This is a genomic window from Bradyrhizobium sp. SZCCHNGR1005 (assembly GCF_032489995.1).
In the GTDB taxonomy this organism is placed as follows: domain Bacteria; phylum Pseudomonadota; class Alphaproteobacteria; order Rhizobiales; family Xanthobacteraceae; genus Bradyrhizobium.
The window spans coordinates 269,537-292,693 of sequence record NZ_JAUEZC010000001.1; the positions used below are offsets into that span (position 1 = coordinate 269,537).

The 23,157-nt window shown below is 63.8% G+C and carries 27 protein-coding genes; 11 read left to right on the plus strand and 16 right to left on the minus strand.

Annotated elements, in window-relative coordinates; all coding sequences use genetic code 11:
* Nucleotides 1-25 precede the first annotated feature (25 nt).
* From QXZ85_RS01170 to QXZ85_RS01180, 3 genes are all read right to left on the minus strand, one after another.
* Nucleotides 26-1,399: an MFS transporter gene (locus tag QXZ85_RS01170; protein WP_315707091.1), complete on the minus strand. Its 1,374-nt coding sequence runs from the start codon at nt 1,397-1,399 to the stop codon at nt 26-28.
* A 326-nt stretch (nt 1,400-1,725) separates the two neighbouring features.
* Nucleotides 1,726-2,625 (minus strand): LysR substrate-binding domain-containing protein, encoded by a 900-nt coding sequence (locus QXZ85_RS01175; protein WP_315764982.1) that lies wholly within the window; start codon nt 2,623-2,625, stop codon nt 1,726-1,728.
* A gap of 310 nt (nt 2,626-2,935) precedes the next feature.
* Nucleotides 2,936-3,355 carry a TspO/MBR family protein gene (locus QXZ85_RS01180; RefSeq protein ID WP_315707102.1) on the minus strand — a complete coding sequence of 140 codons (420 nt, stop codon included), beginning with the start codon at nt 3,353-3,355 and terminating at the stop codon, nt 2,936-2,938.
* Nucleotides 3,356-3,608: 253 nt separating this feature from the next.
* On the opposite strand from QXZ85_RS01180, the gene QXZ85_RS01185 reads away from it, so the two are divergent.
* Together QXZ85_RS01185 and QXZ85_RS01190 are read left to right on the plus strand one after the other, a co-directional pair.
* A complete protein-coding gene (locus QXZ85_RS01185; RefSeq protein WP_409977534.1) occupies nt 3,609-4,577 on the plus strand; it encodes an AAA family ATPase in 969 nt (322 codons plus the stop codon).
* A gap of 6 nt (nt 4,578-4,583) precedes the next feature.
* Entirely contained in the window at nt 4,584-5,945 is a 1,362-nt protein-coding gene (locus tag QXZ85_RS01190) for a vWA domain-containing protein (protein WP_315769293.1), read from the plus strand.
* Between the two features lie 1,014 nt (nt 5,946-6,959).
* On the opposite strand, the gene QXZ85_RS01195 is transcribed toward QXZ85_RS01190, so the two are convergent.
* From QXZ85_RS01195 to QXZ85_RS01215, 5 genes are all read right to left on the minus strand, one after another.
* Nucleotides 6,960-7,199, minus strand: coding sequence for a hypothetical protein (locus tag QXZ85_RS01195; RefSeq protein WP_315706993.1), 240 nt, complete (start codon nt 7,197-7,199; stop codon nt 6,960-6,962).
* Between the two features lie 45 nt (nt 7,200-7,244).
* Nucleotides 7,245-7,691, minus strand: a complete 447-nt coding sequence (locus QXZ85_RS01200) for a RidA family protein (RefSeq protein WP_315706992.1) — start codon at nt 7,689-7,691, stop codon at nt 7,245-7,247.
* A gap of 15 nt (nt 7,692-7,706) precedes the next feature.
* Nucleotides 7,707-9,404: a benzoate-CoA ligase family protein gene (locus QXZ85_RS01205; RefSeq protein WP_315741610.1), complete on the minus strand. Its 1,698-nt coding sequence runs from the start codon at nt 9,402-9,404 to the stop codon at nt 7,707-7,709.
* A 117-nt stretch (nt 9,405-9,521) separates the two neighbouring features.
* Complete coding sequence (locus tag QXZ85_RS01210; protein ID WP_315706990.1) at nt 9,522-10,346, minus strand: alpha/beta hydrolase; 825 nt, start codon at nt 10,344-10,346, stop codon at nt 9,522-9,524.
* Between the two features lies 1 nt (nt 10,347).
* On the minus strand, nt 10,348-10,842 hold the full coding sequence (locus QXZ85_RS01215; RefSeq protein ID WP_315706989.1) for a MarR family transcriptional regulator: 495 nt from the start codon (nt 10,840-10,842) through the stop codon (nt 10,348-10,350).
* 291 nt (nt 10,843-11,133) lie between these two features.
* On the opposite strand from QXZ85_RS01215, the gene QXZ85_RS01220 reads away from it, so the two are divergent.
* Together QXZ85_RS01220 and QXZ85_RS01225 are read left to right on the plus strand one after the other, a co-directional pair.
* Nucleotides 11,134-12,306, plus strand: coding sequence for an ABC transporter substrate-binding protein (locus QXZ85_RS01220; RefSeq protein ID WP_315706988.1), 1,173 nt, complete (start codon nt 11,134-11,136; stop codon nt 12,304-12,306).
* Between the two features lie 17 nt (nt 12,307-12,323).
* Nucleotides 12,324-12,779, plus strand: coding sequence for a cupin domain-containing protein (locus QXZ85_RS01225; RefSeq protein ID WP_315706987.1), 456 nt, complete (start codon nt 12,324-12,326; stop codon nt 12,777-12,779).
* 9 nt (nt 12,780-12,788) lie between these two features.
* On the opposite strand, the gene QXZ85_RS01230 is transcribed toward QXZ85_RS01225, so the two are convergent.
* From QXZ85_RS01230 to QXZ85_RS01250, 5 genes are all read right to left on the minus strand, one after another.
* On the minus strand, nt 12,789-14,036 hold the full coding sequence (locus QXZ85_RS01230) for a flavin-dependent oxidoreductase (protein WP_316173632.1): 1,248 nt from the start codon (nt 14,034-14,036) through the stop codon (nt 12,789-12,791).
* A gap of 53 nt (nt 14,037-14,089) precedes the next feature.
* Nucleotides 14,090-16,438, minus strand: a complete 2,349-nt coding sequence (locus QXZ85_RS01235; protein WP_316173630.1) for a bifunctional salicylyl-CoA 5-hydroxylase/oxidoreductase — start codon at nt 16,436-16,438, stop codon at nt 14,090-14,092.
* An 87-nt stretch (nt 16,439-16,525) separates the two neighbouring features.
* Nucleotides 16,526-17,362: an enoyl-CoA hydratase family protein gene (locus QXZ85_RS01240; protein ID WP_315706984.1), complete on the minus strand. Its 837-nt coding sequence runs from the start codon at nt 17,360-17,362 to the stop codon at nt 16,526-16,528.
* A gap of 35 nt (nt 17,363-17,397) precedes the next feature.
* Nucleotides 17,398-18,159, minus strand: a complete 762-nt coding sequence (locus QXZ85_RS01245) for an SDR family oxidoreductase (protein ID WP_315706983.1) — start codon at nt 18,157-18,159, stop codon at nt 17,398-17,400.
* Nucleotides 18,160-18,308: 149 nt separating this feature from the next.
* Entirely contained in the window at nt 18,309-18,554 is a 246-nt protein-coding gene (locus QXZ85_RS01250; RefSeq protein WP_315765057.1) for a hypothetical protein, read from the minus strand.
* Between the two features lie 373 nt (nt 18,555-18,927).
* Between QXZ85_RS01250 and QXZ85_RS01255 the strand changes: the two genes are divergently transcribed.
* Nucleotides 18,928-19,209 carry a hypothetical protein gene (locus QXZ85_RS01255; RefSeq protein WP_316173628.1) on the plus strand — a complete coding sequence of 94 codons (282 nt, stop codon included), beginning with the start codon at nt 18,928-18,930 and terminating at the stop codon, nt 19,207-19,209.
* Between the two features lie 4 nt (nt 19,210-19,213).
* On the opposite strand, the gene QXZ85_RS01260 is transcribed toward QXZ85_RS01255, so the two are convergent.
* The 3 genes from QXZ85_RS01260 to QXZ85_RS01270 form a co-directional block, all read right to left on the minus strand.
* Nucleotides 19,214-19,423 (minus strand): hypothetical protein, encoded by a 210-nt coding sequence (locus QXZ85_RS01260; RefSeq protein ID WP_316173625.1) that lies wholly within the window; start codon nt 19,421-19,423, stop codon nt 19,214-19,216.
* 182 nt (nt 19,424-19,605) lie between these two features.
* Nucleotides 19,606-19,806: a hypothetical protein gene (locus QXZ85_RS01265; protein ID WP_316173623.1), complete on the minus strand. Its 201-nt coding sequence runs from the start codon at nt 19,804-19,806 to the stop codon at nt 19,606-19,608.
* Between the two features lie 50 nt (nt 19,807-19,856).
* Nucleotides 19,857-20,093, minus strand: a complete 237-nt coding sequence (locus tag QXZ85_RS01270; protein WP_316173622.1) for a hypothetical protein — start codon at nt 20,091-20,093, stop codon at nt 19,857-19,859.
* A gap of 144 nt (nt 20,094-20,237) precedes the next feature.
* Here QXZ85_RS01270 and QXZ85_RS01275 point away from each other — a divergent pair, with 144 nt between their 5' ends.
* From QXZ85_RS01275 to QXZ85_RS01300, 6 genes are all read left to right on the plus strand, one after another.
* Nucleotides 20,238-20,426, plus strand: coding sequence for a type II toxin-antitoxin system HicA family toxin (locus QXZ85_RS01275; RefSeq protein ID WP_315762014.1), 189 nt, complete (start codon nt 20,238-20,240; stop codon nt 20,424-20,426).
* 114 nt (nt 20,427-20,540) lie between these two features.
* Complete coding sequence (locus QXZ85_RS01280; RefSeq protein WP_316173620.1) at nt 20,541-20,933, plus strand: type II toxin-antitoxin system HicB family antitoxin; 393 nt, start codon at nt 20,541-20,543, stop codon at nt 20,931-20,933.
* 580 nt (nt 20,934-21,513) lie between these two features.
* Nucleotides 21,514-22,203, plus strand: coding sequence for a SprT-like domain-containing protein (locus QXZ85_RS01285; protein WP_316173618.1), 690 nt, complete (start codon nt 21,514-21,516; stop codon nt 22,201-22,203).
* A gap of 100 nt (nt 22,204-22,303) precedes the next feature.
* Nucleotides 22,304-22,615 carry a hypothetical protein gene (locus tag QXZ85_RS01290; protein ID WP_316173616.1) on the plus strand — a complete coding sequence of 104 codons (312 nt, stop codon included), beginning with the start codon at nt 22,304-22,306 and terminating at the stop codon, nt 22,613-22,615.
* Nucleotides 22,616-22,630: 15 nt separating this feature from the next.
* Nucleotides 22,631-22,816, plus strand: coding sequence for a hypothetical protein (locus QXZ85_RS01295; RefSeq protein ID WP_316173614.1), 186 nt, complete (start codon nt 22,631-22,633; stop codon nt 22,814-22,816).
* Between the two features lie 6 nt (nt 22,817-22,822).
* Nucleotides 22,823-23,107 (plus strand): hypothetical protein, encoded by a 285-nt coding sequence (locus QXZ85_RS01300; protein ID WP_316173612.1) that lies wholly within the window; start codon nt 22,823-22,825, stop codon nt 23,105-23,107.
* The last annotated feature ends 50 nt before the right edge of the window (nt 23,108-23,157 follow it).

The window sequence follows — 23,157 nt, forward strand, 5'->3', positions numbered from 1 at the left end:
TTTAACGCGTGGCAGGCGCGCCGTTTCAATGGGCTGCGACCGCAGCGCCGATCCCCTTGTCGCTCGACCGTCCCGGTCCCACGAACTGCTTTACCACAAGCGCGACCGCCGCGATGGCGCCGGGAATGGCCATCACCGCGAAAATCTGGCTGAAGGAGAGCTGCCGCGCCGTCATCTCGGCGACCAGGAAGGAACCGGCGATGCCGCCGAACCGGCCGATGCCGAGCATCCAGGACACGCCGGTGGCGCGCCCTTGCGTCGGATAGAACGCCGCCGCCAGCGCCGGCATCGAGGACTGCGCCGTATTCATCAGCACGCCGGCCAGGAACACCGCGGCCATCAGCAGGCCAACCTGGCCCGCTGCCTGGCCGATGAAGAAGATCGAGACCGCGGTCAGGGCATAGCCCACGGCGATGATGAGATTGGCGTTGAAGCGGTCCATCAGCCAGCCGAAGAACACCGCGCCGACCCCGCCGAGCGGGAACAGCGCCGAGATCAGGGTCGCGGTCTGCGGATTGAGGCCGGCATCCTTGAACAGGATCGGCATCCAGTTGATCAGCGCGTAGAAGATCACGAGCCCCATGAAATAGGCGATCCACAGCATCAGCGAGCCCGCGCGCAGCACCGGCGACAACACCATGCCGATGCCGCTGGCATTGACCCGCTTGGTCACCTCGGCATGCTCCGGCTCCAGCATCACGAACTGGCTGACCTTTGATGCCGCCTCCGAGATCTTCCGCATCACGTTGCGGACGCGCTCGACGGAGGCGCCGCGCGACAACAGATAGTGGACCGATTCCGGCAGGATCACGACCAGCCCCACGGTCAGGATCAGCGGCGTGACGCCGCCGAGCAGCAGCACGCTGCGCCAGCCCCATTGCGGGATCATCCAGGCCGCGAGGAAGCCGCCGAAGGCGGCGCCGAGCGGAAAGCCGCAGAACATCAGGTTGGTCATGGTGGCGCGCAGCCGCTGCGGACAATATTCGCTCAGCAGCGTCACCGCGTTGGGCATCGCGGCGCCAAGGCCGATGCCGGTGACGCAACGCAGGACGGTGAGCTCGGTCAGGTTGGTCGCAAAGGCGGAGGCGAGGCAGGCGATGCTGAACACGAGCACCGAGCCGACCAGGACGACCTTGCGGCCGAGACGGTCGGCGAGCGGCCCCGAGAACAGCGCGCCGGCGGCGAGTCCGAACAGCGCGGCGCTGAGCACCGGGCCGAGCGCCGACTTCTCGACGCCCCACTCCTTGAGCAGCGACGGGGCGATGAAGCCGATCGCCGCGGTGTCGAAACCGTCCAGCAGCACGATCACGAAGCACAGGCCGAAGATCAGCCACTGGAACGGCGAGAACGGGTGCTCGTCGAGAAAGGTTTGAACATCGACTCGGCTGGTCGCAGGCATCGTCGTGCGCTTCCTTGGGATTGATTTCGAAAAATTTCTTCGATCCGGCGAGCGCAGGTCGCGGCGGCTCCGCCCGGATGTGTGATTACCGGGGTATGTGACGCAGCGCGGAAGCCGGCGCCAGCGCCGGGCGCCTATATCAGATATTCCAAAATGGTATAATATTTCCACAAGCCATACTGGAATTGGAATGGCTCCAATCCAAGGCAAGGCCGGCAAAGCCACGCGTCTCGAACCATGAGGCCCCGCCTCTGCTTGACGCCATATGCAACCGCCCTGCCCTCCAGGGGCGGGTGGCGCCTTCCAAGCCGAGCCAGATCCGTCGGCTACCGCGGCAGCTTGCGGATCAGCGCCGAGGCGAGCTTCATGGTGCTTTGGGCGAGCGGCGTCGGGCGCTTGTGCGCGGAGGTGACCAGGCAGAGCACGCTGGTCGGCGTCGGATCTGTCAGCGGCCGGATCGCGAGCTCGCCGGCCCGGCCGGAGGCGGCGACCCCGCTCGGCGTCAGCACCGCATGGCCGTAGCCGGCGCAGACGAGATCGATGATCGAAGGCACGCTCGACACCTCCCAGGCGATGTCGAGCTTGACGCCGGCGAGTGCGGCCTGCGTCTCCAGCAGCCGGCGCATCGCATGCACCCGCTCCGGCACGATCAGCGGATGGCGCGACAGCTCCTTCATCGGCAGCGGCGCGCTGACGCGGCGCTTGCCCTTCGGCGCGTGGCTGACCAGCGCGAGCGCCTCCTGCAGCACCGGCGTGATCTCGATGCCCGGCTGCGCCTCCGGATTATAGACCATGCCGACATCGATCCGGCCGGTCGTCACCCACTCGACGATGTGGGTCGACAGCCCCTCGACCACCGCAAGGCGCGCAGCCGGAAATTCGCGCTTGAAGCGATCGATCAAGGGCAGCGTCAGTTGCCGGGCGATGCTCGGCGGCAGCCCGATCGTCACCCGCCCGACTGGCGCATCGCGGCTGGCGCCGAGATCCTCACGGGCATGCGAGACCAGTTGCAGCACCGCGACACTGTGATCGAACAGCCGCTTGCCCGCCTCGGTCAGCGCGACGCCGCGGCCGTTGCGCGCGAACAGCTGCTGCTTCAATTCGGACTCCAACGCGCGCACCTGCCGCGACAGCGCCGGCTGCGCCACCTCGAGCACGGAAGCCGCCTTGCTGAACGAGCCGAGCTCGGCAACCTGCACGAAATATTCGAGCTGCCTGAGGTTCATGGGAGTGAGGCCCGGACATCAGGCGTGATCTCGCACAGCTGCGGGCGACGCCCCGAACTGTCGTCCCCGCGAACGCCGGGACCCATAGCCCCCGGCGCCCGTTGTCGACTAAGAAGGACGACCCCGAGCCTTTTCCAGCCATTGACTATCAGCAGTATGGGTCCCGGCGTTCGCGGGGACGACAGCGGGTTATGAGTTCGTAGGGTGGGCAAAGCGAAGCGTGCCCACCTTCGTTCTGCATTCCGAAAGCCGGTGGGCACGGCGCTGCGCGCCTTTGCCCACCCTACGCATCGCGGCTGCAGATTGTCCCTCATCTCAAATTCATCACGTTCAGCGACGCATTCAGCACCGACGCAAATGCCACCCACAGGGCGTAGGGCACGAACAACAGCGCCGCGATCCGATCCTCCCGCCACGACATCACGATGAACGCGACGATCAGCGCGAACATCGCCACGATCACGCCGAGCGCCACCCACATCAGATGCGCGGTGAAGAAGATCGGCGACCAGGCGAAGTTGAGGAGCAGTTGCGCCCACCAGACCTGCATGACGACGCCGCTGCCGACCCGCTCGTAGGTCCGCCAGCCTGCGATCGCGATCAGCACATAGAGCACGGTCCAGGCGACCGGAAACAACCGGTTCGGCGGCGTGAACGGCGGCTTGTCCAACGAGCCGTACCAGGGGCCCGGCAGGTTGGACGCGCCGATGATCCACCCTCCCCCGACCACGAGGACCAACAGGACGATGAGAGGCAGGATGGATCGTTTCATATTCCACTCGACGTGATGTTCCACTCGGCGTGATGCGACATCCGGCACCCGCGCCCCGCGTGCGCTGGACATTCCAGCCCGAGGCGCGTAGCCAGGAGATAACACAAAGACCGGTCATGCCAGGGCATTAATACCACGGCTTGCTGTCGGCAATTCCATGGGCCGGAAACGCAGAGATCGCCGCTTCGCCCGTAAGATCGGAGCGCATTCCTTGGTTAATTCCCTGGCTGATCCCCGGCCCGCCTCCCACGCCGTCGCCTCGATCGAAGCCGTCGAATCCGGCCTCGCCGCCCAGGGCTATATCGCCAGCCGCCAGATCGCGACCGCCGTCTACCTCAGCCAGGCCATCGAGAAGCCGATCCTGGTCGAGGGCCCCGCCGGCGTCGGCAAGACCGAGCTGGCCAAGGCGATCGCCGCCTGGCGTGGCCTGAAGATGATCCGGCTGCAATGCTATGAGGGCCTGGACGAGGCCAAGGCGCTCTACGAGTGGAAATACGCCAAGCAGCTGCTCTACACCCAGATCCTGAAGGACAAGCTCGGCGAGGTGCTGGGCGGCGCGCAAACCCTGCCTGCTGCGCTCGAGCAGCTGCATAGCTTCGGCGATGTGTTCTTTTCCAAGGAATTCGTCGAGCCGCGGCCGCTGTTGCAGGCCCTGCTGCAGCCTGAAGGCTGCGTGCTGCTGATCGACGAGATCGACAAGTCCGACGCCGAGTTCGAATCGCTGCTGCTCGAAATCCTCTCCGACTTCCAGGTCACCATCCCCGAGCTCGGCACCGTCGCCGCGGCCGCGCCGCCGACCGTGATCCTGACCTCGAACAGCGAACGCAATCTCGGCGACGCCTTGAAGCGGCGCTGCCTGCATCTGCATATCGGTTTCCCCGAACAGAGGCTCGAGGAACGCATCGTCGAGAGCCGCGTGCCGGGCATTTCGCAGACATTGCGCCGCCAGCTCGTCGCCTTCATCCACGACATCCGGACGCTGGACCTGAAGAAGCAGCCGTCGGTCAGCGAGGCCATCGACTGGGCGCGGGTGCTGGTGCTGCTGCAGGCCGCCGAACTCGGCCACGAGATGGTGAAGGACACGCTCAACGTGCTGCTGAAATACGAGTCCGACATCGAGGTGGCGCTGCCGCAGGTGACGAACTTCGTCGCCAAGGCCCAGCGCCAGCACGCGTTCTAAAATCCGATGCAGGAGAACCTGCATCGCTTCTTTCGCGCCGCGCGCGGCGCCGGCGTGCACGTCTCGCCCGCCGAGAGCATCGATGCGATGCGGGCTGTCGCGAGCGTCGGCCTTGCCGATCGCGCGGTGCTACGCGACTGCCTGCTGCTGACGCTCGCCAAGAGCGAGGACGAGAAGAAGGCGCTCGGCGCCTGTTTCGATCTGTTCTTTGCCGAGCCTCAGCCATCGCAGCCGGAGAGCCAGGGTCAAGCGAACGACAAGAGCCTAGATGCAATCCCGCAGCCTTCAGCAGGCGCTGACGAGGCAACAAGCCAGGCCCTGGGATCGTTGGCCCAGATGCTGCTGTCGCAAGACCGCACCGAAATGTCGGCGGCGTTCGCCAACGCCTCGGCCGCGGCCGGCCTGTCCGGGATTCGCTACTTCACCCAGCGCGGCCTGTTCTCCAGCCGCATGCTCGACCTGATGGGGATCCAGCGGCTGCGCGATGATCTGGACGCCCTCGCTGAGCAGAATCCGGCGCTAGCCGAGCGGCTGCAGGACGCGACCGAAGCCCTGCGCGAGACCGTGCGAGAGACGGTGGCGCAGGCGCTCGCGCTTTACGGCCGTGAGGAAGCGGAGAACCTGCGGCATGACGTGCTGCGCAATGCGCCGCTGTCCCGGATCGAACCGCGCCAGATCGCGGAGATGCGGGCCCTGATCCGGCAGATCGCGCGTCGCCTGCGCGAGCGCTATTCGAAGCCGCGCAAGCGGCAACGCCGCGGCCATCTCGACGTGCGCCGAACGCTCCGCCGTAATGCGGCCTGGGGCGGCGTTCCGTTCCTCACCGCCTGGAAACGCCGCCATCGCGACAAGCCCAAGATCGTCGCGCTCTGCGACGTGTCGGGTTCAGTGGCCCGCGTCTCCGACTTCTTCCTGCTGCTGATCCACAGCCTCCATGAGGTGGTGAGCGACGTGCGCTCTTTCGCCTTCTCCGGCCACCTGATCGAGGTCAGCGAAATCCTCAATGGCAAGCCGGCCGAGGAAGCGATGGCCGAGATCATGAGCAAGGTCGGCTTCGGCTCTTCCGACTATGGCACCTCGCTCGCCGATTTCGAGAAGGCGTTCATGGCCTCGGTGACGCCGCAGACCACGGTGATCGTGCTTGGTGACGCCCGCAGCAACAATCTCGATCCGCGCGCCGACATCTTGAAGCGCATCGCCGAACGCGCCAAGCGCGTGGTCTGGCTCAATCCGGAAGGGCGCATGACCTGGGGCTGGGGCGATTCCGAGATGCCGCGCTACCAAACCTTCTGCAACGTCGTGCGCCAATGTGCCACGGCCCAACAGCTCGAGCGCGCCGTCAGCGACATCGTCGCGACGTACCGTTAGGTCGCCTTGCGCAAATTTGTTCGCTTGCAGCATCCGTCATTGCGAGCGAAGCGAAGCAATCCAGCCCTGCAGGCAAGATTCTGGATTGCTTCGTCGCTCCGCTCCTCGCAATGACGGCGATGAGGCACCGTGCTATGTGATCAACCCCCGTCCTAGTCAAACGAACTTCCCGCAACGCGAGGCATCGTCCGGCACGAGCGCGAGTCGGGCGTGAAGTGAACAGAAGCCGATAATATCTCCGCTGTCGTGCCGGCCTTGAGCCGAGACCCATACTCACCGTGCGATGTTGCAGCGCTTCATCTCAGCCACGCGGGCCTAAAAGAGATTCCGCGGTATGGGTCCCGGCGTTCGCCGGGACGACATCTGTTGTTTGTTTGGCTTCGGCTAGCAGCCCACCCCAAGTGCCCCCCGACGTACTGTGATCCCTTGTGTGACTGCCCGTCGCGTTAACGTGTCGCAGCGCGCCGGGCTTGCCGCGTCGGGCAAATCACGACGATGATCTCGCGCATCCCGCCTCATCGAAGAGGGGCGTACGCGTCGTCACGATACGTGGAGTGCGGGATGCGGTGGACGTGTGAGTGACAGCCGACGACTGGCACAAACGCGGACGGCGAAATCGTGTGGTCCTGATACCCCGACGCTGGTATCCAGCGCGACGCGCTTTGCGCGTCGTCGCGACACGGTGGCCAAACAGCCCGGCGCGCCGAGGAGATCACGTATAAGCCGTAAGCCATCGCGCAGGGAAGGCCGGAGCACTCCGGCTGAACCTGTGGTTCCTGCCCCGTGCTTTTCTCACGCACGGGGGCCACGGGCATCAGCCGATGCCCGGCCTTCCCTGCGCCCTCTCGATTTTCGGAGGGTCGCGATCACACAAAACTCGGGCAGGCCATGCCGCGAGGACGCAGATGTATGCCTTCGGATCAGCTTGCAGCCCGACCGTGGACGCCGGGCGGTCGCGATCTTGCCGGACGTCGCCTGGGCCGATCAGGACCGGCCGCTCCAGTGCATGCAGCTTCAGCCGAAGCGCCGCTCATATTCGGAAATCGCCTTGTTGGCCATCCGGAGCTTGTTGGTCTGGCCATGGTCGATCATCTGCGAGATCTGACAGGCCAGAAACCGGTAGGTCTCGAACTCGTTGCGCACGACGCCGGTGCGCCAGAGATAGTCCAGCGCGATCTCATAGGCCTCAGCGGCGGCGGGGTCGCGGAAATCGTTGCAGATCAAACGTGCCATATCGGAGAAGGCACGAACCACGCAGTCGTTCCTAATTGGTGGCGCGCCCCGAAAGGGCTCCCACCATCAGTGCGGGACAACGGCAGTGGCTTCGATCTCCAGCCGCGCGGCCGGCTCCACCAGCCGCACCACCTGGACCAGTGCCATCGCCGGATAATGGCTGCCGAAGATCTCGCGATAGGCAGCCCCGAGCTCCCTCAGGTTCGCGAGATATTCGTCCATGTCGACGACGTACCAGGTCAGCCGTACCAGGTGTTCCGGCCGTGCATCGCCCTCGGCCAGAATGGCTGCGATGTTCGACAGCGTCTGCCGCGCCTGCGCCAGGAAGCCGTCCGGCAGCCGTTCGTGTTGATCCCAGCCGATCACGCCGCCGGTGACGACGAGGCGCCCCTCGGCGGTCATTCCGTTGGCGTAACCCTTCGGCATCGGCCAGCCGCTCGGCTGCAGCACCCGCGGACCATTGGCCCCTTGCGGCTTCGTAAGCGCAAGTGTGGGTGCTTTCGGCGTGCTCACGAACGTCTCTCCCTGTTATGCGGCCGCGCCGGGCGAGGCCTGGTTCTCGGCTTGAGTTTGCGCAATCTGTCTCAGCGCAAAGCGCTTCAGTTTGCCGGTCTCGGTCTTCGGCAGATGGGGCACGAACTCGATTGCGCGCGGATATTTGTAAGGCGCGATCTCGCGTTTGACATGCTCCTGAAGCTCGGCGACCAGCGCATCATTGCCGACGCCGCCCGGTGCCAGCACGACATAGGCTTTCACGACCATCCCGCGGGCTTCGTCCGGCGCGCCGACCACGCCGCACTCGGCAACCGCCGGATGACTGAGCAGTGCCGCCTCGACGTCGGGGCCCGCGATGTTGTAGCCAGCCGACACGATCATGTCATCGGAGCGCGACTGGTACCAGAAGTAGCCGTCCTCATCCATCAGGTAGGTATCGCCGGTGATGTTCCAGCCGTTCTGGACATATTTGCGCTGGCGCTCGTCGGCGAGATAGCGGCAGCCGGTCGGGCCACGCACGGCGAGCCGTCCCATGGTGCCCGGCGGCACGTCGCGCCCCTCGTCGTCGACGATCTTCGCCTCATAGCCCGGCACCGGCTTGCCGGTCGCGCCGGGGCGAATCTCGTCCTCGACCGCACTGATGAAGATGTGCAGCATCTCGGTGGATCCGATGCCATCCATCAGCTTCAATCCGGTTGTCTTGAACCAGGCGTCGAACGTCGCCTTCGGCAAGGTCTCTCCGGCCGAGACGCATTTGCGCAGAGACGCGACGTCGCGGCCGGCGAGCTTGCCCAGCATGGCGCGATAGGCGGTCGGCGCGGTGAAGCAGACGGTCGCCTTGTAACGCTCGATCGCGGCGAGCAGATCGTCGGGCGAGGTCTTTTCCAGCACCACGTAGGACGCACCGATATGCATCGGAAACAGCACGCCGCCGAAGCCGAAGGTGAAGGCGAGCGGCGCCGAGCCGATGAAGCGGTCCTCCTGGCGCGCCCGCAGCACGTTGCGCGCATAGCCGTCGCAGACCGCGAGCATGTCGCGGTGAAAATGCATCGTGCCCTTCGGATCGCCGGTCGTGCCCGACGTGAAGGCGATCAGGCAGAGATCATCCGAGGCGGTATCGACGGCGGCGAACTCCGCGCTCTGATCGGCGATCAGCGCCTCCAGCGAATCCGCCCGCCCGGTGCCCCAATAGACCACGCGCTGCAGCGCCGGCGCGCTCTCTTTGGCTTTTTCCATTTCATCGGCCAGCTTGCCGTCGCACAGCGCCAGCGCAATCTGCGCCTTCTGAATCGGATAAGCGAGCTCCTTGGCGCGGAGCAGCGGCATGGTGGCGACCACGATGCCGCCGGCCTTGATGACCGCAAGATAAGTCGCCACCATCATCGGGTTGTTCGCGGAGCGCAGCAGCACGCGACCGCCGGTGACCAGCCCGAGCTTGTTCACCAGCGCGTTCGCGATCCTGTTCACCAGCGCCTGCAGATCGCCATAGCTGTAACTGATTTCAGGGCTGATGATGCAGGGCGCATCCCCCCGCCCCTCCTCGACCCAGCGGTCGAGGAAATGCGTCACGCAGTTCAGTCGCGGCGGATACTGCAACTCGGGGCGCGCGAATACGAACTCGGGCCACAGCTCGCGCGGTGGCAGATTGTCCCGCGCGAACGTATCCGTATGGGCCGTCGCGGCCTTGGAGTTCAAGCTTTCCGGCATCTGGGCTTTGGCGGCACTGGCCATCGCACGCTCCTCTCGTTCAAGGGACGCCCGGCACGTTTCAGTCCTAAACATTTTAGGCTTAAAACATTTGGACGCAAGAGCCGAACATTGTGCAGTGCGCGCACGTTCTTTAGGCGGTCAGCGCCCGGCCAACGTCTTCAGCCGCAACACCATGGCGGAGGCGGGATCGGCGAGCGGTGCGATCGCGGTGAAATGATTAGCGCTGGGTACGGTGCCGAAACGCGTCGCAGCGCCGGCCGCCCCCCAGCGCTCGACGATGGTCCGGCTCTGGCGCAGATATTCCGCGCTCTCCTCGGCACCGACCACGGCATCGAGGCTGCCAGTTGTCGGCGGCATCCAGAACAAGGGGCTCGCCGCGCGCGCAGCCGCAGCGTCGAGCCCGAGCGCCTTGTTGATAGAGGTCCCGACCAGCGGCTCGAGCTCGAACAGGCCGGAAATGCTGTAGGCGGCGATCACCAGATCCTTCGGCAGCGCAGCGTCGCGTGCGGGCCAGTCGGTTGCGAGCATGCAGGCAGCCAAATGCCCGCCGGCAGAATGCCCGCTGACGACGAGCGGGCGTCCGAGCCCGCCGAGCGCGCGCATCGCCTCGCGCATCTCGTCGATGATCGCAGCGACCGAAACCTGCGGACACAAATCGTAGGTCGGCACCGCCAACGTGACGCCGTGCGCATTCAGGCCGCGCGCACAGTGACTGAAGGAGGAGCCGTCGAGCGCCTGCCAGTAGCCGCCGTGAATGAACACGACGATCGGACCGTCGCCCCCAGCTTCGAACAGATCGACGATATGGCGCGGCCCGGGACCGTAAGTCATCCGGCGCGGCGCGTTCTGCTCGCGGTAGGCGGCAGCATCCCTCGCCCACCCCGCCATCAGCTGCGGGTTTTCCGGCACCCGCGCGCGATTGTTGTACTCGGCTTCGTAGTCGATTGCGCCTGCACTGCTCACGTCATGCTTCCCGCCGCTGCACGGCTTTCTGCGCCGACCCCTTGGTCTTCGCCAGCAGCCGCATCAGGTCGCGCACGTCCTTTTCGGTCAGTTCGCCGAAGATATCGGCGATCCAGGTTTCGTGCTCGGCTGCCATCTTGCGGAATTCGGCCCGGCCGAGCTTGGTCAGCCGGATCACCTGAACCCGGCGGTCGGTATCCGAGGTCCGGCGGTCGAGATGGCCGGAGTCCACCAGGCGCTCGACCAGCCCGGTCACGTTGCCGTTCGATACCATCATGCGCTTCGACACGTCCGACAGCGTCATGCCGTCGGGCGCCTTGTCGAGCTGCGCCATCAGGTCAAAGCGCGGCAGGGTCACGTCGAAGCGCTCGCGCAGCCGGCTGCGGATCTCGCCCTCGATCAGGTTGGTGCACGTCAGGAGTCGCAGCCACAGCCGCAGCTCCTCGGCGTGGTCCTCGGGCATTTCGACAGCCTTGGTTTCGGCATCAAGGGTCATGTCAGCATCATCGGCGTGAAATCGAAAGTTGTAAGCGGAGAATCATTCTGGCCTTCCGCGCATCGATGGCGCAAGGGAAAACGTGCGTTCGACATCGAATACCATATCTCGTCTGCAATTCCTTTAGGCTTCAAGTAATTGGCGCGTTGCTTGCATGTCTGCGTCGCCCGCCTCCAGGCGCTGCGTCTTGCTTGCGGCGAAGGGCTGCATCGGACTAGGCTTGAGGTGGAAGCATTTGCCTGGCCGAGTGCAACAGCACCGTGTCGAATGTCTGAATCCGGGGGAGTTGTCATGAAAGCGTTTCTGAAGCTGGCCAGTTTTGGCGTTGCCACCGCGCTGATTGCGCAGCCGGCCATCGCGGCCGACAAGATCAAGATCGGCGTCATCGTGACGCTGTCGGGACCTGCCGCCGCACTGGGCCAGCAGGTCCGTGATGGGTTCAACCTCGCGGTCAAGGATCTCGGCGGCAAGATGGGCGGCAAGGACGTCGAGGTCATCGTCGCCGACGACGAACTGAAGCCGGATGCGGCCATTACCAAGGCGAAGGGCCTGCTCGAGCGCGACAAGGTCGACTTCGTGGTCGGCCCGATCTTCTCCAACATGCTGCAGGCGATCCACCGTCCGGTCATCGAGAACAAGACCTTCCTGATCAGCCCGAACGCAGGACCATCGAGCTACGCTGGCAAGGAGTGCAGCCCGTTCTTCTATGTCACCTCCTACCAGAACGATCAGGTGCATGAGGTCCTGGGCAAGGTCGCGCAGGACCGCGGTTACAAGCGGGTCTATCTCCTGGTGCCGAACTATCAGGCCGGCCGCGACTCGGTTGCCGGCTTCAAGCTCGACTATAAGGGCGAGATCGTCGAAGAGTCCTACGTGCCGCTGAACACGCTCGACTTCCAGCCGGAGCTGTCCAAGATCTCCTCGCAGAAGCCCGATGCCGTGTTCACCTTCATGCCAGGCGGCATGGGCGTCAATCTCGTCAAGCAGTACAAGCAGGCCGGCCTCGCAGAGAGCATCCCGGTGCTGTCGGCGTTCACAGTGGATGAATCGACTCTGCCGGCGCAGCAGGACGCCGCGGTCGGCATGTTCGGCGGCGCCGATTGGGCGCCCAATCTCGACAATCCCCAGAACAAGAAGTTCGTGGCAGGTTACGAGGCAGCCTATCACAGCGTGCCCGGCACCTACGCGATGCAGGCCTATGACACAGCGCTTCTGATCGACAGCGCGGTGAAGGCCGTCGGCGGCGATCTCGGCAACAAGGACGCCGTGTCCGCAGCCTTGAAGAAGGCCGACTTCACCTCGCTGCGCGGCAACTTCAAGTTCAACAGCAACGGCTATCCGATCCAGGACTTCTACCTGACCAAGGTCGCCAAGCGTCCGGACGGAAAATTCCAGACCGAGATCGTGCAGAAGGTATTCGAGAATTACGGCGATCGTTACGCCAAAGACTGCCCAGCCAAGTAACAAAGGGAGCGAAACATATGAGCCATCCGGAAATCGCCGGCATCACCCGCGCCAATGAAGGCATCCAGGGCATTTCCTGGAGCATCCTGGGCCAGACCTATGTGCCGAAGAACCGCACCGAGCACAGCTTCTCCTGGCACGCGACGTTTCCGAACGGCACCTTCGTGCCGCCGCACATCCATCCGGACCAGGACGAATATCTCTACATCCTGGAAGGTCGGCTCGACTTCATGCTCGACGGCGCCGACGAATATGCGACGGCCGGCGATACAGTGCGGCTGCCGATGGGCAAACCACATGGCATCTTCAACAAGTCAGGTCAGACCGCGAAGACCCTGTTCTGGGTGTCGCCGACGCGGCGGCTGTACGACCTGTTCTGGGCCATCCACAACATGCGCGAGCAGAACCCGGATGATGTCGTCAAGCTTGCGGCCGAATACAACATCCACTTCCTGCCGCCCCCTCCGCAATAAGCGGAGGGATCAAGAGGCTTGCCGCGTCAGCATGCGCGCGGCAAAGCCGGCCCGGGCGGCATAGCCGCGCACGATCGCCTCGCGGGCCTCAAAGTTGAGAATGGTGTCGACGTCGCTGAAGCCTTGCGGTGCGAGCTGCTCGACCGCATCGATCACCCCCTCCGGGCCGCCGCGGCGATTCGAGGCGACGATATCGGCGGTCATCGGCAGCCGTTTCTGCTGATAGGCCATCAGCGCCTGGCGCGGATGCTCGGCCTGCGCCAGCGCATCGGCCAAGGCGCGTGCATCGAGGATGGCCTGCGAGGCGCCATTCGATCCGACCGGATACATCGGATGGGCGGCGTCACCGAGCAGCGTCACCCGGCCACTGCTCCAATAGGGCAAGGGATCGCGGTCGCAGCAGGGATATTCCCAGAACTCCGGCGTCGCGCGCACCAGCGCGCCGAAATCGAGCTGGGGAATATGGAAGCCCGCGACATGCGGCATCAGTTCGTCGGCCCGGCCGAGCCGCGACCAGTCCTCGCGGCGCGGCGGCGCGGTGTTGGCATCGCCGATGCGCACCAAGACCGCCCAGTTGGTGAGCCGCGTGGCCGGGCTCGAGCCTTCCGCGATCGGATAGATCACGGCCTTGGCGTTGAGCCCGCCGGCGATAATCATCGACTGCCCGGTCAGGAACACCGGCCAGTCGGTCGCGCCGCGCCACAGCATCAGCCCGTTCCAGCACGGCGGGCCTTCGTTCGGGAACAAGGTCTGCCGCACCTTGGAATGGATGCCGTCGGCGCCAATCAGAATATCGCCCCGCGCGGTATGAACATGAGCACCGGAGCGGTCGAAGAAATAGGCGGCCACCCCGCCCTCATCCTCGGTGAAGGATCCAAGTCGGCAGCCGGTGTGAACCTTCTCCGGTCCGAGCCGCTCCAGCACCGCCTGATGGATGACACCCTGCAGCCGGCCGCGGTGGATCGAGAATTGCGGCACGTCATGGCCGGCGTCGAGCCCGCGCTTTTCGTGCCAGACCTGCTGGCCGTGACGGGTCAAGTAGAACAGCTCGTAAGTGCGGATGGCGGCCTGGTCGAGCCGATCGAGCAACCCGAGCTGTGCCAGCTCGCGGATCGCATGCGGCAAGGTGTTGATGCCGACGCCAAGCTCGCGGATCGCATCGGCCTGTTCGAACAGCTCGCAATCGATGCCGCGCGCCCGCAACATCAACGCGGTGGTCAGTCCGCCGATACCGCCGCCCACGATGATCGCCTTCATCGCCTCTACTCCACTCGCACAAGACCTCGCCGGCACCAGCGTGGCACGGCGGCTTACTCCGCCGCAAGCGGCTTCGTCGCCGCCAATTTCAGCTCGGCCCGGGTCTTCGGCTTAGCCTTAATTTTCAGGTCCTCGAAATCCTGCCGATCGCGCACGCTGTTGCGGAAGATCTGCTCTTTGCCCGGCAGATATTGCGGCGGGCAGTACACCTCCGCGCCGTACCAGGCAGCAGCCTTGATGGTGAAGGACGGATCGACCAGATGCGGCCGTCCGAGCGCGACGAGGTCAGCGCGGCCGGCGGCGAGGATCGTATTGACCTGGTCGGCCGTGGTGATGTTGCCGACGCACATGGTGGCGACGCGCGCCTCGTTGCGGACCTGATCGGAGAACGGAGTCTGGAACATGCGGCCATAGACTGGCTGAGCGTCGCGCACGGTCTGCCCCGTGGAGACGTCGACGAGATCGACGCCCGCCTCGGCAAAGGCCCGCGCGATCAGCACCGCATCATCGCCTGTGATGCCGCCCTCGGCCCAGTCGGTGGCGGAGAGGCGCACCGACATCGGCTTATGCGCCGGCCAGGCGGCGCGCATCGCGCTGAAGACTTCGAGCGGAAAGCGCAGCCGGTTCTCCAGCGAGCCGCCATACGCGTCGGTCCGCTTGTTCGTCAGCGGCGAGATGAAACTCGCGAGCAGGTAGCCATGGGCGCAATGCAGCTCCAGCATGTCGAAGCCGCAGGCCACGCCGCGCTCGGTCGCCGCGACGAACTCGGCCTTGATTCGATCCATCGCCGCGCGGTCGAGTTCGCGCGGCACCTGGCTGTCCGGGAAATAGGGCAATGGCGATGCCGACACCACTTCCCAGCCGCCCTCTTCCAGCGGCCGATCGATGCCGTCCCACATCAGCTTGGTCGCGCCCTTGCGGCCAGCATGGCCAAGCTGCAGCGCAAATTTCGCGTGCGAATTGGCGTGGACGAAATCGACGATCCGCTTCCACGCCGCTTCCTGCTCATCGTTCCACAAGCCGGCGCAGCCGGGCGTGATCCGCGCGTCGCGGCCGACGCAGGTCATCTCTGTGAAGATCAATCCGGCGCCACCGATTGCGCGCGAGCCGTAATGCACAAGATGAAAGTCGCCCGGCACACCCTCAGCCGCCGAATACATGCACATCGGCGAGACCACCGCACGGTTCGCCAGCGTCATCTCGCGCAGACGCAGCGGCTGAAACATCGGCGCCGCCGGCTTTCCGACATCGACGTCAAAACCCTTGGCGCGAACCTGGCGAGCGAACGCCTTGTCGACCTCGGCGACGAAATCAGGCGCACGTAGTGTCAGATTGTCATAGGTGATCGCCTTGGAGCGCGTCATCACGCCGAAGGCGAACTGCACCGGATCGAAATCCCAGAACCGGTCGACGTGCTCGAACCAGACCAGCGAAACGTCGGCGGCATGCTGGGTCTTCTCGACCTCCTCGCGCCGTCCGTGCTCATAGACATCGAGCGCAGCCATGACATCAGGCGCATGTTGCATGGCATCCGCCAGCGCGATCGCGTCCTCCATCGCGAGCTTGGTACCCGAACCGATCGAGAAATGCGCGCTGGCCTTGGCATCGCCGAGCAGCACCATGTTGCCCTTGACCCAGCGCTTGTTGCGGATCATCGGGAAATTGCGCCACATCGAACGGTTGGTCAGGAGCGGGTGATCGCCCAGGAACCAGCCGAAGATCTCCTTCATCCGATCGGCAGACTGCCGCTCATCAAGGCCGGTGAGCCCGGCGCGCACGAACGTCTCAGGATCGGTCTCGAAAATCCAGGTCGAACGGCCCGCTTCGTACTGATAAGCGTGCGCGATGAACGGGCCCCATTCGGTCTCCTGGAAAATGAAGGTGAAGGCATCGAGCGGCTTGGTCGACCCCATCCAGGCGAACTTGTTGCTGCGGAGATCGACCTCGGGCTGGAAGTGGTCGAAATATTTCTCGCGGAAACGGCTGTTGATGCCGTCGGCGAGGATGATGAGATCCGCATCGGCAAACCGCGCCTCATCATCGATCTCAACCTCGAAATGGATGACAACGCCGAGTTCGCGTGCGCGCTCCTGCAGGATCGTCAGCAAAGTCCGGCGCGAGCAGCCGCAAAAGCCATTGCCGCCGACGCGATGCACGGTGCCGCGGAAGTGGACAGCGATATCGTCCCAATAGGCGAATTCCTCGGTGATGCGACGGTAGCTCGGCAGATCGTATTTCTCGAAATTGTCGAGCGTCGCGTCGGAAAACACCACGCCGAAACCGAAGGTGTCATCGGCGCGGTTGCGTTCGTAGACCGCGATGTCGGCACTCGGGCGCTGCTTCTTGAGCAGGATCGCCGCATAGAGACCAGCCGGTCCACCGCCGATGATCGCGATCTTCATTCATGCCTCCCGACCGATGCCGAGCCAACCTCGAATTATTTTAAACCTAAAATATATTCTGACAAGTCCCCCGCCCACTCGGCACCGTCAATTGCCTTGAAATACCGGCTTGGTCTTGGCGGCGAACGCTTCGAAGGCGCGCTTGAAATCCTCTGTGGTCATGCACAACGCCTGGGCAACTGCCTCCGCTTCGATCGCCTCCTCCACCGACATCGCCCATTCCATCGCCAGCATGCGCTTCGTCATGGTATTGGCAAAGGTCGGCCCATGCGCGATCTCGCGCGCCATCGCCTCAGCCTGGGACAGCACCTCGCTCGGCGCGACGAGGCGGCTGAAAAAGCCCCAGCGTTCGCCCTCTTCCGCGCTCATGAAGCGCCCGGTGTAGAGCAGCTCGGCGGCGCGCGACTGGCCGATGATGCGCGGCAGGATCGCGCAAGCGCCCATGTCGCAGCCGGCGAGCCCGACCTTGTTGAACAGGAAAGCCACCTTGGCGCTCGCGGCGGCAAGCCTGATGTCCGACGCCATCGCGACGATCGCGCCGGCGCCGGCGCAGATTCCCTCGACGGCAGCTAAGATCGGCTGCGGACAGGCTCGCATCGCCTTGACCAGATCGCCGGTCATGCGGGTAAAAGCGGTCAACCCCTTGGTATCCATCTGCACCAGCGGGCCGATGATCTCGAACACGTCGCCGCCGGAGGAGAAATTGCCGCCGGCGCCGGTCACCACGATCGCCTTCACTTCATCGTCGAACGCGCAGGCACGAAAGAAGTCGGTCAGTTCGCGATAGCTCTCGAAGGTCAGCGGGTTCTTCCGCTCGGGACGGTTCAGCGTCACGGTCGCGACCCGGTCCGTCACCGTCAGCAGGAAATGGCTCGGCTTGTAGTCCGCCAACGGCACGGTGACGGGATTGGCCGGTCTCATCATGAATACTCCCTCTGCTTCCTATCCCTCGACCCGCTTCAAATCTCGCCGCCGGCCACCGCAATCGCCTGGCCGGTGATCGCGCTGGCGTGCTCGCCACAGAGCCACAACACGGTGTCGGCGACCTCCTGCGGCGTGACGAGGCGTCCTTGCGGATTGTGCCTGGCGAGCTCGGCGGCGGCCTGCTCGCGGCTGCGGCCGGTCTTTTTCATGATGGTCTCGATGCTGCCGGCCACGAGATCGGTGTCGGTGAAGCCCGGGCAGACCGCGTTGACGGTGACGCCTGTCGCTGCGAGCTCAAGTGCCAGCGACCGGGTCAGGCCGATCACCGCGTGCTTGGCCGCCGCGTACGCGGTGACGTAAGCGTAGCCTTTCAGTCCGGCGGTCGAAGCCACCGTGACGATGCGGCCGTAAGGCCTCTCCTTCATCGCGGGCAGCACCGCCTGCACGGCATGCACAACGCCCATGAGATTGACGTCGATCATGCGACGAAACAGCGCCGCATCCGACTTCACGAACGGCGCGGATTCCGCGCTGCCCGCATTCGCGATCAAAATATCGATCGGCTGCCGTGCCGCGGCGCCCGCCACCGCGGCGTTCAGCGCCGCCTGGTCGGCGACATCAGCCACCGCGGCATGATCGGCGCAGCCACCCGCGACCGCCTCTTCTAAAGTTGCGGCATTGCGACCGACGATCGTGACGGTGGCGCCGGCCTGTTTCAGGACACGCGCGATCTCGCGACCGATGCCGCGGCCACCGCCGGTGACCAGCGCATGGGCCGAAACAGGCAAACCCGACATGCGCGTCCTCCTCGCATCTGCCGACCATTCGATGCGGGACGATATTTTAACCTTCAAATATTTGCAACACGGCCGCTGCGCGAGGGCAAACGCGGTTCGCCGCGCCGCTAAAACCACCCGCCGATCGATCCGCCTTGGCCGCAGCGCGCCTAATCCGTTGCGCGCCGGCCGGTGCGTCGATTGAGCGGATCGCGCCGTTCGCGGAGCAACCCTTCCGGCAACACCGGCTCGGTGCCCGGCAGCGGCTCGGCGCGCACATCGGCGCCCCATTGCTCGCGCTGGCGCGGCGTGGTCGCGTCCTTCACCTGGTGGCCTTGCGGCAAGCCATCCTTGTTGATGGGGTCGTAGGCGCCGGAGCGGATGTCGCGGGTGTCCTTGGAGATGCTCGTCATCATGAAGGATTAACGAGCAGCGACGGCCGATCGTTCCCGAGATCGGCGAACTGGCTGGGGCGGGAGGGATCGAACCTCCGAATGGCGGAATCAAAAGCTGCGGGTGTCCGCTGTAAAATCAACGCCAATTCTGAATATGACGCAGATTTCATCCCCAGTAGTTTCAATACGTTAGCGGGTGATTCAGAAGGCCAATCTCCTGCCGCGCCGAAATATTCACCGCACTGGCGAGGTGGTAGGACCTAACCAACTGACGCGAACTGTGGCGCAAAGTCTTCATGCGGAGCAACGAGAGGCCTCCGCTACCACCCTCGCGCTGGTGGTTTCCGCTATCATCTGGCGGTTCGACTGAGCCCTCCCCGCTCCGAATTGCGTTGTGTCTTGGTCCCGCCATTTCGATAGCCCGATCACCCTGCCCGACGGCCGGAAGCTAGTCACCCTGCGCGATGCCGGCGAGTACATCCGCGGCTTGTCCGAAAGCGAGCAGGCTAAGGACTATTGGCAGGCGGCTGCACAGGCCCTGCTCTTGGTGGTCGAGAGCAAAACGGGGCCAACCATGCTTGCCCATATCGGGATGATGCAGGCCTTGAACCATGAGAAACCCAGGCCGAAGAAAGCCCGGCTCAAGAAGGCTAAGCCCGCCAGGATCATCCGCTAGGCGTTTATTCCTGCGACGTCTCGCCGCTATCCGGCTCGGAACCTGTGCCGATATCGTCGCCAGCCTTTTCGAGCGCGTCCCGTGCCTTTTTCACATCAACATCAACAGCCGGCATGCCGGGAAATCCCCCGGGGAGGCTCTTCTTGAACTCGTCCACCTCAAGCATGTCGTCTATAGCCTTGCTAAAGCGCTCCGCCTCATCATCACCGGCCATCGCGTCGCCCTCTCCATTGCGGTTACAACCAAGCTACCTCGCGGCGGAGCCGGGTTTCAACTCGGTTCCGGCAACAGCACGAGTCGCGGTTGGCGATTGCAGCGCGGTCGACAACCAATAGGCCGCGAGAAGCCCGGCGCATAGGAAGGCCTGCAATAGCTGCCGGCGCACGAACGGCGACACTAGGCCTCGCCCTCAAGGTCGTCATCCGAGCCCGGCTCGCTGCGGCGAACATCGCGCTCAAGGTCGAGCAATTCCGGCAAGCGCGAAATTGCGAGCGCAACCCAGCGAGCCTCCTTATGCGTCAGGGACAAGCCGGCGCGCTTGGACTCCTCATCCGCATAGATGACGGACACGACCAAGGCGTTAGCCGTCCGGATCACGAAGGAGCTTGGAAACTCCTCAATGAACCACGGACTTTCGAGGCGGCGCATCACCACTTGCGACCACCGAGCACGCGGGGCCTTGTTACCGGGCGCATCACCAGAGCCTGCAGCCTATTGCGCTCGCCAATGAGGGCATCGACGCGCTTCAAAACCAGGTTCAAGTCCGCCTCGGTCACAGCCGTGGCCCTGTTGGCCCTCTTGAGAGCCGCGATGTCCCGGCGCAGACGGGCGACAGCCTTGCGGGCGCGCTCGATCTCGCCATTGATGCGGTCCAATTCCGCCATGGCCTAATCCCGCTAAATTCTGGATTGGCGAATTAGAACAAAAAAGGAACACAGAGTCCAGTCTGCAAGTTGGATGGAACCGATACCGTACAGTGTGTATTTATACACTTGACGAGCACCGTATAAGTGTGTACATGTACACACATGAAATCAGCGGACATTATTTCAGCCTTGAAGGCAGACGGTTGGACCCAGGTTGCTCAAGAGGGGAGCCACGTTCAATTCAAGCACCCAGAGAAGAAAGGCCGAGTAACTGTTCCGCACCCAAAAAAGGACATCCCGATAGGAACGCTCAAGAGCATCGAAAAGCAATCGGGCTTGAAGTTGAAGTGACAGCAGCCGGCGCCTCGCCGGCTCTGACCAGTCCGGCGGAGGCCGGAGACCACCCCGGCGGAGGCCGGGCACTGCCGAGCCATCGCGGCTCGCCCTGACATAGGAAAAAGTCCAATGAGGCACTATATCGCTCTCATCCATAAGGACGCCGATAGCGACTACGGCGTTTCCTTTCCCGATCTTCCCGGCGTGATCTCCGCCGGCAGCACTGTAGACGAAGCCCGGGCCATGGCGGTTGAAGCCCTTGCCCTTCATCTCCGGGGTATGGCCGAAGACGGAGAGGCCGTTCCAGATCCGTCGAGCCTTGAGGAGATCATGGCCGACGCCCAGAACAAGGACGCCGTGGCCGTCTTGATCGAGGCCCCGGCGGCGGAGGTCAAGAGCGTGCGGGTAAACATCACCCTGCCCGCCGATGTCCTTAGCGCGATCGACGCCCACGCCGAGCACGAAGGCTATACGCGATCGGGCTTCCTCGCGCTTGCTGCAAAGAAAGCAATGGCGGCCTGATAGGCCGTCGCCTGAGACAAAGACCCGCCCACAAGGCGGGTTTTTTTATTGCCGGCGACACCGAATTTTTCCGAGCACCTTGCGGTCTCCCCGGCCATCGTTGCGTGGTGGCGTCGGCCGCGAAGGAGAAGAACCGGAACAAAGCTTCAGTGAAGCCGCTACGCTGCGGACAATCCCAAGCCCGAACGCCCCTGCCACGCCGTCGATACCCGATAGTAGGCGACGCACTCAACGCCCTGCACCGTTCGACCTCCGATTCCGTTACGATGACTCGCCCGCTATCGAACGTTTGAGGTGGAGTCCACGAACGGTCTCGGCTTCCGACCTCAACTAATCGGCATTCATCATCAGCGACCGCTTGACTGCGCAGCGTATATCACGACGCGCGATATCCGCCGCAAGCAATAGCGGTGCGCGTCCCGCCATCGCCTACACCCCTGATCCGCCGCGGCTGGTGACGGACCAGGGGAAGCGTTTTGTATCGTCCGATGCAATCTGTACTTGACGTATAGCGAATATTTCGCTATCTCTCATTTCACGGTCAGCGTGACTAGAGCGCGGCTGAGATGCAAGGCAGACAATGTTCCTCGAAACCTCCCCCGCCATGAACCCGACCGGGCACACCTACGGCGGCTTTGACAAGGCCTATGATTTCTTCAATGAGCGGCTGTTCGGCAACGAGCTTCCCCGCTGCCTGATCACCCTGCAGCGTCACAAGGGTGCGCTCGGCTTCTTTGCTCCGGAGCGGTTTGGCACCCTGGATGGCGAAAACGTCGTGCACGAAATCGCGCTCAACCCGACCACCTTCGCCCGCCGCACGGTCAAGCAAATCCTTTCAACGCTCGCCCATGAGATGGCGCACCTGTGGCAACAGAACTTCGGTTCGCCCTCGCGCAACGGCTACCACAACAAGGAATGGGGCACGAAGATGAAAGCCATCGGCCTTTATCCGTCCAACACTGGCGCGCCGGGCGGGAAAGAAACCGGGCAGCAGATGACCCACTACATTGTTGAGGGCGGCTCGTTTGATCTTGCCTTCGCTGAGCTGGAGGCACAGGGCATCGGCGCCCTGTTCGCCGATCTTTGGGAGGAGTCGGAGGAGACGAAGAAGAAGCGGGCGAAGAAGGCAGCGAGCAAAGCCGCGTTCGTGTGCCCCGATTGCAGCGCGAAGGCATGGGCCAAGGCGTCGGCAAGCCTCATATGTGGAGACTGCGAAGTCTCCATGGAGTGCACCGCGATGGGCGGAGACGACGAAGGCACAGAGGACTGATACCCATCAACGTTTACACCCCCCGTTGTCGGCCCCCCTTGGGGCCGCCATTGGCTTCATCATCGACCACAACATCTTTCTTCAACTGAGACCCGACGCCATGAGTACCTTGGACCTTGAAAAGCGCATTGCCGACCGCGTCATCAGCGACGCACTCGCCGCCGGCTACACTATCGACGTCTATGACGGCGGAGAAACCACCTTGAAGCGCTGCTACAGCAAGCGGCAGGTGCTGGAGGCGATGTTTTCGACCGATTGCGACGTCTTGACCTTCCGAACCGGGCCGGGAGGCCGCATCGGCTCCGTCACCTTCATTTGGGGCAACGGCTGCGACGTCATCCACGATTGGAGCGACCGGGCGGAGATAGCCGCCATTTTGAGCGGCGCCAACGAATACGCCGACCAGCATTGATAGGAGGGGGAAACTATGCGCATCACGATTGCCATACCTAACGAATTCGCCGAGAAATGCGGGGATGAAGGCCTCAAGCCAGATCAGGCTCTGCAACGGTTCATGGCCGATGTCTGCGCCTTGGACAACAGCGGCGGATCGAACGAGCGGGACGCGGCGCAGGGATGGTTCTGGCAACGCTGCGGCCGTAGGGATCGGTAAGGAACGATGGCGTCGGGATCGAAGGAAAAGCCGCTTGACGTGTCGCGCATGGGGCCGGAGGAGGCTCGGTGGCATCTAGACGAACGGCTTGAGGTGTCTCAAACTTCATTCGCTCGCGCGATCGGAGTTAACGCCAGCACCCTCCGCAAATGGCTCAAGGTAACTGAGGGTGGATATTCGACAGATATCCCAATGCCCATCGCAATCCTGTTGCGCCTTTTGACGCCGGATCAGGTACGCCGCCTGATCGAGGCCCACGCCAAACAGCAGAGAAAAGAGGACAGTGCCTGATTGTATCGAACGATACAACCGAAGGACACGATAAACGGAGTTATTTGAGC